Here is a 13,024-nt window from a genome sequence, read left to right on the forward strand (position 1 = left end):
GGTCCATCCGGGACCTCGATGGCCCTGTGGGCCGCTCACGCGTGCAGTCTTATTTTCTTCTTAATGTTAGGCGTAGTCGCGGCGGCGGCCAAATCCGTCAGCCGACGAAGCTCCCACGTCACCCGTGTTTCGGATGTGGCGCGTTCTCGATCAGATCGCGCGCCCAATTCAGTGTCCACTGCGTCGAGGTTTGACCGTCGAGGTTCCAGAACTGCGGCGTGTTGTACAACGCGTGCACCGGCTGCCCGGCGCCGCCGGCCAGCACGTCGAGCGTGCTCGGCAGATTGGTGATGTTGAACGCTTCGGAGGGTGCAGCGCAGATCAAATCACCGGCGGCACAAATCTCGTTGGTGCGGTTGTTCAGCGCACCGAAGCCACCGGGGCGCTCCCCCGTCATGGTCAGGCCCATCGCGGACAGCACGGGAACCTCGTGCAACGTGATCTCGGCACCCTGCCCCGGCGGGTTGGGCCCGATGTCCTGACCGACAGCAGTCTGGCGGCGGCCGTCGGCGATCAACGTCACACCCAGCACCAGGTCCTCGTCGACCGGTCCGCGCCCGTTGCCGATATCGCTGGCGATGTCACCGCCGATCACCGCGCCCTGCGAGAAGCCGGCGATGACGTAACTGGTCAGCGGGCAACGGTTGTTCATGTCGGTCATGGCCTTGACCGCGTTGCGCGTGCCCTCGGCGCGACTGTCGTTGTAGGACATCTGGTTGTCCTGCGACAGCGGATTGTGGAACTGCGCGGTGTAGGGAACGGTGTACACCTGCAACCGATCGCCGCCGAACTGACCGACCAGCGGACGCGTCACATTGCCGATCAGCGACAGCGGGAACTGGGTGGGGTTGAACGGATCGTCGGTCGGCGACGACTCCCACGTGCCTGGGATCGCAATCATCTGAACGTCAGGGCAGCTGGCGTCCTGGAATTCCGGCCGCGGCTTGTGCTGGCCCGGCGAACTGGTCGGCGGGAGCGCGGTCGGCGGTACTGCGGTCGGGGGCGCTTCGGGCCGGCGCACGACGATCACGATGATCGCGACAACCAGCGCCACCGCGACGGCCATGGCGCCGGCAGCGATCAAGGCGAGAATGCGGTGACGTTTGCGCTGGGCGGTGGTTCGGGATTTTCGAGCCATTGAGAGAGAAGGGTCTTCCTGTTAGCAGAGCCGCTGGGTGGCGATCCGGATGTAGTCGGCCGTGGCCTCAGTCACCTGCGGATCGGGGGCAGTGTGCGGCGTCGATCCCGCGTCGACGACGTCACTGCGCACCATCGGAGCAATGTAGTCCCAGACCGCCTGGTCGCTCTGACCGGCCGCGTGGGCCTGGCAGACGTGGGAACCGATGCTCAGTGCTTCCAGTTCGCTCGATGGATGTACACCGGCGGCGGTGAGCGCGTCGAGGAACCCCCGCTGCGCCGGTGTGACGTTGAACTTGGCGGACTGCAGGTCGGCGTCCGCCGGTAGCGGAACACCGTGACCGTGGACGCCCAGGGTCTGGGCGGTTGGCGGCACGGCGGTGGTCACCAGGTCCTCGCCGGAACTGCAGGCCACCAAGAGCACGGCCGCCGAGCCGAGCAGTCCGGTCATCAGCAGTGCATGCCGGGCGGCGGCGGCAGCGTTGCCGTTCACGCCCCCGCCGCTCAACAGATGGTCCGAGCGCTGCACGTCTCCACGGTACCGGCTGGCGCAGTGTCGCCCAGAGCACCGCAAGATTGCGGAAAGTTAACAGTTCAAATTTCTCTGGGCGTCAGTAAGCGCTATTTGATCGCTGCCGCAACGTCTCCCGACATCGCCGCGAGCTGCGCCGACCAGGTGCCCCAGTCGTGGTTGCCACCGGCCGGGAAGTCGAAGTGGCCGTTGCGGCCGCCCACGGCGCGGTAGTGCGCGTAGTAGGTGCGGTTGCTGCCCTGGGCCTGGTCGCAGTAGCCGATCATGGCGGGCACGTCGGTGCAGGTCACCGTCTGGGGGCTGAAGACCCAGAGCCGGGTGTTGTTGTCGACCACGAGCTGTACGTGCACCTCGGGGTCATGCCACTTCCACCGACCAAGCTGTGCGGCACCCCACATGGCTTGGGTGTTCACGCCGCCGAATTCGTTCATGCCGGCCGTGATCGCGCCGTTCATGAACGTGTTCGACGGAGTCAGGAAGCCCGACATCGAGCCGGCGTAGCGGTAGCGGTCGGGGTGAAAGGTCGCCTCCATCAGCGCGCCGGTGCCGCCCTGCGCGGCGCCGACAATCGCATGCCCGCCGGGCGCCAGGCCCTTGTTGGCCGCCAGCCAGCTGGGCAGCTCGTCGGACAGGAACGTCTCCCACTGCCGGGTGCCGTCGGCCTCCCAGTTCGTATATAGGGTGAACGCACCGCTGGCGGGCGCCACCACCGAGATGCCCTTACCGGCCAGCGTGTTCATCGCGTTGCCCGCGGTGACCCAGTTGCTGACGGTCTCGCCGGCGTTGAACGCATCCAGCAGAACGACGGCGTGCGGGCCGCCGCCCATGAATGCCACCGGAATGTCGCGACCCATGGCCGGCGACGGCACCATCAAATACTCAACGTCGGCCGCATGGCCGCTCGGTGCGGTAGCACTCATGAGGCCGAGCGCCAGAACAGCGGCGCACACACCCCGGAATAGGCCCGACAGACTCTTCATGGTCACCTCAATGTCGACTCGTCACATAACAGCCCCGCCCCACCGCACATGAGTGAATCACACTGCTTAGTCGGTTGGTTCCGGATACGCCAACGGCGACGACCCTGAGGTCGCCGCCGTTGGTCGTTGTCGACTCCGGACGATCAGGCGGTCGGCGTGGCGCCGAGCACGCGCTGGATGTCGGGCTTCATCTGCTGCAGCTGCTGACCCCAGTAGTTCCACTGGTGGGTGCCGTTGGCGGGGAAGTTGAACACCCCGTTGGTGCCACCGTTGGCCAGGTAGGTGTCACGGAACGTCTTGTTCGTCCGCAGCGTGAAGCTCTCCAGGAACTTCGCGTTGAACAGGTTGCCGCTGCTGGTACCGGCGTCCAGATCGGACGGCTTGCCGTCACCGCAGTAGATCCAGATGCGGGTGTTGTTGTCGATCAGCTTCTGGATGTTCACCATCGGATCGTTGCGCTTCCAGGCGCTGTTCGGGTCCTCGGTCGGGCCCCACATGTCGTTGGCCTTGAAGCCACCGGCGTCACCCATCGAGAGGTTCACCAGCATCGGCCACCAACCCTCGGACAGGTTCAGGAAGCCCGAGAGCGCGCCCGCGTAGGGGAACTGCTCGGGGTGATAGATCGCCAGGGTCAGCGCGGCCGAACCGGCCATCGAGAGACCGACGGCGGCACTACCGGTCGGCTTGACCTGCTTCTGGGTGGCCAGGTAAGCGGGCAGTTCCTGAGTCAGGAAGGTCTCCCACTTGTAGGTCTGGCAACCGGCCTTGCCACACGCCGGCTTGTACCAGTCGGAGTAGAAGCTGGACTGGCCGCCGACGGGCATGACCACCGACAGGCCCGACTGGTAGTACCACTCGAACGCCGGGGTGTTGATGTCCCAGCCGTTGAAGTCGTCCTGCGCGCGCAGACCGTCGAGCAGGTAGACGGCGGGCGAGTTCGGTCCACCGCTCTGGAACTGAATCTTGATATCGCGTCCCATGCCTGCGGACGGCACCTGGAGGTACTCGACCGGGAGGCCGGGCTTGGAGAAAGCTCCCGCCGTTGCAGAGCCGCCGACGACGCCGATCAGGCCGGGCAGCACGGCAGCAGCCGCCGCGGCGACCGTCAGCCGGCGCAGCCAAACGCCGCGCAACTTCTCAACGAACTTCATGTATTTCCATCCTTTTTCGGGGGCCGCACCGCATGCGATCCACGCAGCCGTGCCCTGGTAGTCAACCACATGTGTCGTGATCGTTCCTCTTCAGCGATGTTGTCGTGACCGCCCTCTCACCGGTTGATCGTGGCGATGAGGTCGGGTTTCAGTGCCGCGAGTTGGGCTCCCCAGTAGGGCCACGAATGGTTGCCCGATGCCGGGAATTCGAACGTCGCGTTACTGCCGCCGGCCGCGGTGTAGGCCGCTTGGAAGTCCTTGTTGCTCTTGATCGCCATCGACTCCAGGCTGGTGGCGCTCAATGCCGCGCCCGGGTCCGCGCCGACGTCGAGATCGGTCTGCCCACCAGGCGCGCAGTAGATCCACAGCCGGGTGCCGTTGTGCGCGATCGTGGCGGCCTGGACGACGGGGTCGTTGCGCTTCCACGCCGGATCCCACGGCGGTCCCCACATGTTGTCGACGTTGTAGCTTCCGGCGTCGAGCATGGCCACCCGAATGGCTTGCTGCATCAGCAGTGCGGAGGGATTCAGGAAGCCCGACAGCGATGCCGCGTAGACGAACTGCTGCGGATGGTAAGCCGACAGAATCAGCGCGGCACCGCCCGACATCGACAGCCCGACGACGGCGTTGCCGGTCGACGACACCTGCTTGTTGGCGGCCAACCACTGCGGCAGCTCGCTGGTGAGGAACGTCTCCCACTTGTAGGTGTAGGCCTGCTTGTTGAAGCTCGACGGCGAATACCAGTCGCTGTAGAAGCTGGACTGCCCACCGACGGGCATCACCACCGAGACACCCGAGTTGTAGAACCACTCGAACGCCGGGGTGTTGATGTCCCAGCCGCTGTAGTCGTCCTGGGCGCGCAGACCGTCGAGCAGGTACACGGCTTTCGCGCCCGGTGCTGCACCTTGGAACTCGACGCGGATGTTGCGGCCCATCGACGGCGAGTACACATCGAGGTACTCCACCGGAAGGCCTTCTCGCGAGAACGCTTTGGCGTGCGGAACCACACCGAGGACCGTCGCCAGTGCGGTCATCAGCAGGACGGCGGTGAGGGAGGCTCTCACGGCACGAACCATCGGTTGCTCAACTCATTCGTTCACGGCACGGCAGAACCGCTGTCGACACTGACATTGGTCTTGCCAAGCGCTCTCACACTTGACCTGTGTATCGCCGCAAACTGACCGCAGCGTTACCGGCTAGAACCCGGCTGGCAAACAAAGCTACCGGCTCGGCCGGGGATTCGGAAAACCCGCTGGACGTCCGGGGTGCCGCGCAGTGTGTCGCACGTAACATCTTGCACTTGGCCCACTTTGGCCACAGATGCGGGCGCGTGGGTCACCGAAACTGACGGGACAGTCAGTGAAGGTGGTGTTACGGGCCGGTGGCCGGCAAGCCGGTGTAGGGCGTTCCCTTCAGCGGCGGCTCGGGGAGGTTGCAACGCTGCAGTTCGTACTGCGGTACGCGATCGATGCGGTAGCGCGTGAAATCGAGTGCGTGCAACACATTTGACACGAAGCGGCGAATCCCGAGCGGGCCGCGAATGGAGTTCAGCATCGCGTCGGTCTCCGGGCAACCAAGCGCCACCCCGGCCTCGGCGATCCAGCCCTCATCGAGATACGGCGGAACGTACGGATGCTCCTTGAGCCAGGGCCCCTCGGCAACGGCCCAGTCCGGGAACAGGTTCTTGTCGTGCCCGATGCGGCCGTCTTCGAGCCGCGCGGTGTGAGCGGCGATCGGGTTCGCCAGACCGATCTGGTCGATCACCCTGACGTTGAGCCCGACGTTCATCCCGAGCATGCCCAGGTTCGTGAAAAAGACTGTGTGCGGGGCTATTTGACGACGCCAGCTGTCCATCGAGACACCGGGCGGCGGAGGCGGCGGCGGATAGGCGGGCACCACATCCCATTGGTCGTAATTCCCGGACGGCAGCAACAGCGCACCGTCGGGGGTGTTGTTGATCGCGGTGAGCACCGCGCGCATCCGCGGATAGTCCAGGTAGTCGGCCGCGGTCAGCGGATGTGCATGACCGGTGGCCTGCGAATAGAACCGCCGCTCATCGACGATGCCCGAATAAGTGACCCGGGTTGCGTCGGCACCCATACCCGGCGAATTCGCAGCCCATAGCCACCAGCCGACCAGGCCAAGCCACAGGGCCACCGTCGCGCCGGCCAGCATCGTGGCGCGGTCCCGGGTGAACGTGACGGTGTCGGGCAGCACGACGGGAATCACCGCGACCGGAGTCAGCAGGCAGAACACCGGCGTCAGCAACACCCGGCCGTGCATGAAGTCGCCGCCCTGCCGGATCCAGTACACCGCCTGCAGCAGACCGCTGACAAGCATGAAAATCACGACGGCAGTGGGGGTTTGGATTCGGCGAGCCAGCCGGCCGGAGGTACCGCGAACATCCGGCGGGGCGGCCACCGTGGCCCGGCGGGCAGCCACCACCACCGCACCCAGCGCGATCACCAGCAGGGCCGCCAGCCACAGCGCGTAGGGCCGGTTGAAGTTGGCCAGATAGATCAGACCCTGGCCCCATTTGTCTCCCGAGGCATCCTTGGCCAGCGCGGTCTGCGGGAAAAGCAGCCCGTAGTAACCCATTCGGAAGATCTGATAGCCCACCGGGAACAACCCGCCGGCGACGAGAATGAGCAACCGGGTGATCCAGTCCCGGGCGGCAATCAGCATCATCACCAGCGCCAGTCCGCCGATCAGGGCGAGCTCGGGCCGGACCAGCACGCTCAGGCCTGCGACAAAGGCCAGTGTGGCGGTGAAGATCGGTCCGCCGCGCTGCAGCCGCGGCTGCTGCGACCAGGCGACCATCATCCACCACAGCAGCCCGATCCAGGCCAGCACCAGGCCGTTCTCCAGACCCGAGGTGGCGAAGTCGCGCGCGGGCGGGATCGCGATGTACACCAGCGCGCCTGCGGGCAGCAGCAGCGCCCGGCCACCCGGCAGGCCGGGCGCGAATAGCCGTGCGGTGCCGAGCATTATGAGCACCACACCGGCCACCGACAAACTCAGCGCGAGGGCAAGCGCCACGTACTCCAGCTGCACCGGACCGGCGATCAGCGCACCGACATAGTTCAGGTAGGTCCACAGCGTGGAGGTGTTGGATTCCACCCGCTCGCCGGCATTGAACACCGGCCCGTTGCCGGCCAGCAGGTTGCGCACGGTGCGCAGCACGATCAAGCCGTCGTCGGCGATCCAGCGGCGCTGCCACGCTCCCCACGTCCACAGTGCCGCGACCACAACGACACTCACCCACAGGCTGATGCGCGCAGGCGAACGACGCGGGACCCGCGCCGACACCGGTTCGGAAGTCAGCTCAACTGAAGGCGATCGCTGCACCGATGGTCCCGATCCACGCCAGCAACAGCAGCTGCAGCACCCGATCCTTCAGCGCGATGTCCTCGGGTTCACCGGCCAGTCCACCGTCGACGTCGACGGCGTAGCGCAGGATCGCGATGGTGATGGGAATGATCGTGACCGCGTACCACGACGCGTTCGCCCCGTCCCGCTCAAAGGCCCACAGGCTGTAGCAGACCACCATCGCGGTGGCCGCCACCGTCCAGACGAACCGGAGGTAGGAGGCGGTATAGCTCTCCAGAGACTTGCGGATCTTGGCACCGGTACGTTCGGCGAGTTGCAGTTCGGCATAACGTTTTCCGGCCACCATGAACAGCGAGCCGAATGTCATCACCAGCAGGAACCACTGCGACAGCGGGATGCCCGCTGCCGCACCACCGGCGATGGCCCGAATCAGGTACGCCGATGACACGATGCAAATGTCCAGCACCGCTTGATGTTTGAGCCCGAAGCAGTAGGCGAGCTGCATGGCGATGTAGACCGCGATCACGATCAGCAGATTCACCGAGGCCAGCAGGGAGAGCGCGAGCGCACCGACGCCCAGCACGACGGCCAGTGTGTAGGCCAGCCATTGCGGGACGACGCCCGCCGCGATCGGGCGGAACCGCTTAGTCGGATGCTGACGGTCGGCCTCGACGTCACGCGAGTCGTTCACCAGGTAGATGCACGAGGCCGCCAGCGAGAAGGAGGCGAAGGCGATCACGATCTTGATCGCGACCTGGTCGTAGTCGTAGTGGATGTTGCCGCCGAGCGCCGCGATCGGGGCGAGCAGCACGAGCAGGTTCTTGACCCACTGGCGCGGACGGATGGCCTTGATGATCCCGGTGAACAGGTTGCTCGGCGGTTTGCCGGTAACCGCGTCCTCACTCATGGGCGTTCATCTCCGCTTCTCCTCCTGCGACGAGGCGAAACAACCGGCCGTCTTCGCGACAACGGCGCCGACGGCCGCCCCGGCGAGGACGTCAGTCGGGTAGTGCACGCCGAGCACCAGCCGCGACAGGGCCATCGCGGGCACGACCACCAATGGCAGTCGCGAGCGGGTGGCCCGGCTCAGCAGCATAGCCGCGGCCGTGCTGGACGTGGCGTGCGCCGACGGGAAGCTCAGCGCGCTGGGCGTGCCGACGTTGACCGCCACCGCCGGGTGATTGGGCCGGGCGCGACGCACGACCAGCTTGATCGCGATCGCGGCGGCATGCGCGGCAACGGCACCGACGCCGACCAGAACCCACTCGCGGCGCCGCTTCGGCATCGCCAGCGCGCCGAGTGCGGACACTGCGACCCAGCCCTGGGCGTGCTCGCCGAAATGCGACATCGCCCGGGCCACCTCGATGACCTGTGGCGTACCGATCGTGGACTGCACAGCGACCAGAGCAGCGACCTCGCCGCTGGCCGGCGGCGCGACGGGTTCGAGGTCAGGCATGGGTGGAGGAGTTCTCGAGCAGCACCGTTTCCCACTTCTCCTTGCTGGACAGGACCGGCAGAGCGTCTCGGTACACCTTGCGCATGCGGTTGAACTTGCGGGCCAGTCGCAGCTGGCGACGGGTCGAAGCACGAAGCAGCGCAAACATTTTCGCGCGGTCGCGCTGGCGGTAGACCACGCCGCGGCCGTCGGCGGTGGTCACGGTGACCCCGTCGACCCGCGACAGCGAGAACCACCGGGCGTCCTGAGTCGCGACGTTGATCTGCGGACGCTCGTGGTGCACGGGGTCGTGCGGCTTGAGCTGGTGGGCCACCCCGCGGGCGAGCCGCACCGAGATCGACAGCGGATTCGTCGGGATGCTCACCTTCTTGCGCCACCGCTTGTCCGACGGAGTCGGCAGCGCGGTGGCGCTGGGCAGCACCACGGCGTCGGGGTACTGCGAGCGCAGCTGGCGCACTTCGGGCAGCGCGACCTCGAGGATCGAGAAGATGTGCTCCGGGCCGGCGAGGAAGTCGTCCATCGCCCTGTTCTGAATCGCGACCGTCGAATACTCAAGGCACAGAAGGTGTTTGAGTGTCGCCTTCATATGGCTGGCGATCAGGCCGCGAACGTTGCCATCCCAGTGCAGGGCGGCCACCACCAACCGGTTGCGCAGGTGGAAGTAGGCCTGCCAGTCGATGGCGTCGTCCTTGTCGCTCCACGCCATGTGCCAGATCGCCGCGCCGGGCAGCGTGACGGTGGGGTAGCCGTGTTCCCCAGCGCGCAGGCCGTAGTCGGCGTCGTCCCACTTGATGAACAGCGGCAGTGGCTGGCCGAGCTCCTCGGCCACCTGCCGCGGGATCATGCACATCCACCAGCCGTTGTAGTCGACGTCGATGCGGCGGTGCAGCAGCTTGCTGCGGTATTCCTCTTCGTCGTTGAGCGGGTACTTGGCGAAGTTGTGGTCGTATTCGGTATTGACCGCGTTGGTCCACATGAAGTTCTGCGAGTCGACCATCTCGCCCATCACGTGCAGGTGCGACGGCTCCTGCAGGTTCAGCATCTGACCGCCGACCAGGGTCGGCGACTTGGCAAACCGGTTGAGCGCCAACGCCCGCAGCACCGAATCGGGCTCGATGCGGATGTCGTCGTCCATGAACAGGATCTGTTCGCAGTCGGTGTTCTTCAGCGCCTCGTACATCACCCGGCTGTAGCCGCCTGAGCCGCCGAGGTTCGGCTGGTTGTGGATGGACAACCGGTCGCCGAGCCGTTCGGCGGCCGCCGCGAAACCTGGATGGTCCTTGGCCTTCGAGGTGCCCTGGTCGGTGACGATGACCGCGGTGATCACGTTGTCCACCAACGGATCCGAGGTCAGCGCCGCAAGCGCGTTGACGCAGTCCGCGGGCCGGTTGAACGTCGGGATACCGACGGCAACGCTGGCCCGGCCCGGCGCGGGCATCGAGGCGTACCAGCCTGCGCTGTGCACGGTCGTCTTGCTGTCGGTGGTGATGTCGAACCAGATCCACCCACCGTCTTCGAACGGGTCCAAGCCGATCTCGAACTCCGCGGCGGTCGGCGTCGTCGCATCGGGGCTGCTGATCTCGGTGCCGCCCACGGTGATTCGGGCTCCGGTGGCCTTGGAGCGGTAGACGTCGACGCGGGCCGAGCCGGTGATCTCCACGCGCAGCACCACCGACTCGAGCGTCGACCAGCGGCGCCAATAGCTGGCCGGGAACGCGTTGAAGTAGGTCGCGAACGAGACCTCGGATTCCGCGCCGATCTCCAGCGTGGTCCGGGTGGGCGCGTGCGCCCGGCGTGCGTTGGTATCGGACTCTTCGATATACAGCTTGCGGACGTCGAGCGGTTCGCCGGGGCGCGGGAGTATCACCCGGGACAGGAGGCTGACGGCCTTGGTTTCGCCGGCCTCGATCGGGCCGGACGGAATCTCGCTCATTCTGTGCTGCTTTCGGTCAGCGGAGTCCCGTCGCGCAGGTGTGGCGCCAGGATGTTGTCGTACATGTTCAGCGCGCTGGCGATCGCCATGTGCATGTCGAGGTATTGGTACGTGCCCAGCCTGCCACCGAAGAGCACCTTCTCCGCGGACGTCTCCTGCCGGGCTCGTTCCCGGTAGGAGGCGAGCAGTGCGCGGTCGGCGTCGGTGTTGATCGGGTAGTACGGCTCGTCCTCGTCGGCGGCGAACCGGGAGTACTCGCGCATGATGACCGTCTTGTCGGTCGGGTAGTCGCGCTCGGGGTGGAAGTGCCGGAACTCGTGGATGCGGGTGTAGGGCACGTCGAGGTCGTTGTAGTTCATCACCGGGGTGCCCTGGAAGTCGCCCGTCGGGAGCACTTCCAGCTCGAAGTCCAGCGTGCGCCAGCCCAGCCGGCCGTCGGCGTAGTCGAAGTAGCGGTCCAGCGGCCCGGTGTACACCACGGGGGCGTCGGGGCTGGCGGCCCGAAGTTCGTCGCGAACCTCGAACCAATCGGTGTCGAGCCGGACCTCGATCCGGTCGTCGGCGGCCATGTTCTCCAGCCACTTCGTATAGCCGTCGACGGGCAGGCCCTCGTAGGTGTCGTTGAAGTAGCGGTTGTCGAAGGTGTAGCGCACCGGCAGGCGGCTGATGACGGCTGCCGGTAGTTCGACGGGGTCGGTCTGCCACTGCTTGGCGGTGTAGCCCTTGACGAACGCTTCGTAGAGCGGGCGGCCGATCAGTGAGATGGCCTTCTCCTCGAGGTTGGCAGCCTCCTCGGTCTTGAACTCGGCGGCCTGCTCCTGAATCAGCTGGCGGGCCTCGTCGGGGGTGAAGTACTTGCCGAAGAACTGCGCCACCAAACCCAGCCCCATCGGGAACTGGTAGGCCTGCCCGGCGTGCATCGCGAACACCCGGTGCTGGTATCCGGTGAAGTCGGTGAACTGCCGGACGTAATCCCACACCCGCTTGTTGGAGGTGTGGAACAGGTGCGCGCCGTACTTGTGGATCTCGATGCCGGTCTGCGGCTCGGGCTCGGAGTAGGCATTGCCACCGATGTGCGACCGGCGTTCGACGACCAGCACCCGCTTGCCGAGCTGGCTGGCCACCCGCTCGGCGACGGTCAGGCCGAAGAAGCCGGAACCGACGACGAAGAGGTCGAAGGGGCCTGAGACGATCCCGGAATTAGAAGAGCTCATCGGCGCCTAGGTTATCGGACCCTGGCGGTGTGACCCGCATCGCAAGCCCGGGCGCCGACAGGAATTCACGTGCGCTCCTAACGATTCAAGGTCGCAATTGGCTCACGATTCCGCATCGTCACTCTAGACACAGCAGTCACACCCTTAACATCGATCACGTTGGCTTCAATCGCGGCGCACGGCCGCTTTCGGGGCTCACGAAGTAATTCAGACACGAACGTTGTCTAGATATTGAGGAGACTTCCGTGCCTAACAGCCGTCGACGCAAGCTCTCGACAGCCATGAGCGCAGTCGCCGCATTGGCCGTCGCAAGTCCTATTGCCGCTATTGGTGTGGTCGAACTGACCGCTACCCCGCAGAAGGCCCCCGAGCAGCGCGAGTTCGTCCGCGCCGCGGTGGTGACCGATCTGCCCAACGAGTTGATGTCTGCGCTGCAGCAGGGTCTGTCGCAGTTCGGGATCAACCTGCCCCCGCTGCCGACGGGCTTGAGCCCGGCCGGCGCCCAGCCGGCGCAGGCGGGACCGACGCTCACCACCCCGAGTCTGGGCACGCCCGGCCTCACCACCCCGAGCCTGACCGCACCGGGGTTGACCACGCCCAGCCTCACCACGCCCGGTCTCACCACTCCGAGCCTGACCACGCCCGGACTGACGACGCCGAGCCTGACCACACCGGGGCTCACCACGCCGGGTCTGACCACTCCCGGTCTGACCACACCGAGCGTCAGCACGCCGGGTCTCACCACGCCGAGTCTGACCACGCCCGGCTTGACCACGCCGAGCCTGACCACGCCCGGGGCCACCGTGCCCTCGGCGTCGGCGTCGCTGACCGATCCCGGGCTGACCAACCCGGCGCTCACGACCCCTCAGCTCGGCGCAGGCACGCCGTCGCTGGCGACGCCCGGCTTGACCAGCCCGTCCGCGACCGGCCTCGGCCTGCCCAACGAGCAGCCGATCAGCGCTCCGCTGGGCCCGGTCAACGGCACCTATCCGATCCTCGGTGATCCCTCGCTGGCGATGCCCAGCGCAGCGCCCGCACAGTCCGGCGGGATCATCAGCGATCTGAGCAGCGCCGCCAACCAGCTCGGCGTCGGCCAGGCGATCGACCTGCTCAAGGGAGTCGTCATGCCGTCGATCACCCAGGCCATGCAGGGTGCATCGGCCGCCGCTGCCGCCGCGCCGGCGGCAGCCCCAGCTCCGGCCGGTTAATAGGAAGCCTGCGTCGGAACGGCACCGCAGGGTGGGTCAGGCCGCTAGGTCAGTGAACCCGGAGAGGCCCCTGCGGTGCCGTT

Annotated in this window: 11 protein-coding genes; 1 reads left to right on the plus strand and 10 read right to left on the minus strand. The window is 66.3% G+C overall.

Annotation, left to right across the window (positions count from 1 at the left end; genetic code table 11):
- Positions 1–118 precede the first annotated feature (118 nt).
- The 10 genes from culp6 to glf all read right to left on the minus strand — a co-directional run bounded on the left by culp6 (position 119) and on the right by glf (position 11,733).
- Positions 119–1,138, minus strand: a complete 1,020-nt coding sequence (gene culp6 / locus K0O64_RS28160; protein WP_071948618.1) for a carboxylesterase Culp6 — start codon at positions 1,136–1,138, stop codon at positions 119–121.
- Positions 1,139–1,159: 21 nt separating this feature from the next.
- Entirely contained in the window at positions 1,160–1,666 is a 507-nt protein-coding gene (locus K0O64_RS28165; RefSeq protein ID WP_225933562.1) for a DUF732 domain-containing protein, read from the minus strand.
- 92 nt (positions 1,667–1,758) lie between these two features.
- Positions 1,759–2,589, minus strand: a complete 831-nt coding sequence (locus K0O64_RS28170) for an alpha/beta hydrolase-fold protein (RefSeq protein ID WP_225933563.1) — start codon at positions 2,587–2,589, stop codon at positions 1,759–1,761.
- A 203-nt stretch (positions 2,590–2,792) separates the two neighbouring features.
- Positions 2,793–3,800, minus strand: coding sequence for an esterase family protein (locus K0O64_RS28175; RefSeq protein ID WP_071948617.1), 1,008 nt, complete (start codon positions 3,798–3,800; stop codon positions 2,793–2,795).
- A gap of 116 nt (positions 3,801–3,916) precedes the next feature.
- Positions 3,917–4,834 (minus strand): esterase family protein, encoded by a 918-nt coding sequence (locus K0O64_RS28180; protein WP_225933790.1) that lies wholly within the window; start codon positions 4,832–4,834, stop codon positions 3,917–3,919.
- A 337-nt stretch (positions 4,835–5,171) separates the two neighbouring features.
- Positions 5,172–7,124, minus strand: coding sequence for a terminal beta-(1->2)-arabinofuranosyltransferase (gene aftB / locus K0O64_RS28185; RefSeq protein WP_225933791.1), 1,953 nt, complete (start codon positions 7,122–7,124; stop codon positions 5,172–5,174).
- A 1-nt stretch (position 7,125) separates the two neighbouring features.
- Positions 7,126–8,037, minus strand: a complete 912-nt coding sequence (locus K0O64_RS28190) for a decaprenyl-phosphate phosphoribosyltransferase (RefSeq protein ID WP_071948614.1) — start codon at positions 8,035–8,037, stop codon at positions 7,126–7,128.
- Positions 8,038–8,043: 6 nt separating this feature from the next.
- Entirely contained in the window at positions 8,044–8,586 is a 543-nt protein-coding gene (locus K0O64_RS28195; RefSeq protein WP_071948613.1) for a phosphatase PAP2 family protein, read from the minus strand.
- Entirely contained in the window at positions 8,579–10,519 is a 1,941-nt protein-coding gene (locus K0O64_RS28200; RefSeq protein WP_071948612.1) for a glycosyltransferase, read from the minus strand. Before K0O64_RS28200 ends, K0O64_RS28195 begins: the two co-directional genes overlap by 8 nt.
- Positions 10,516–11,733: a UDP-galactopyranose mutase gene (glf, locus tag K0O64_RS28205; protein WP_071948611.1), complete on the minus strand. Its 1,218-nt coding sequence runs from the start codon at positions 11,731–11,733 to the stop codon at positions 10,516–10,518. The genes K0O64_RS28200 and glf overlap by 4 nt, the downstream gene beginning before the upstream one ends.
- A 245-nt stretch (positions 11,734–11,978) precedes the next feature.
- Between glf and K0O64_RS28210 the strand changes: the two genes are divergently transcribed.
- Positions 11,979–12,941: a hypothetical protein gene (locus tag K0O64_RS28210; RefSeq protein ID WP_071948610.1), complete on the plus strand. Its 963-nt coding sequence runs from the start codon at positions 11,979–11,981 to the stop codon at positions 12,939–12,941.
- The last annotated feature ends 83 nt before the right edge of the window (positions 12,942–13,024 follow it).

Source organism: Mycolicibacterium pallens (genome assembly GCF_019456675.1).
Lineage (GTDB): Bacteria > Actinomycetota > Actinomycetes > Mycobacteriales > Mycobacteriaceae > Mycobacterium > Mycobacterium crocinum.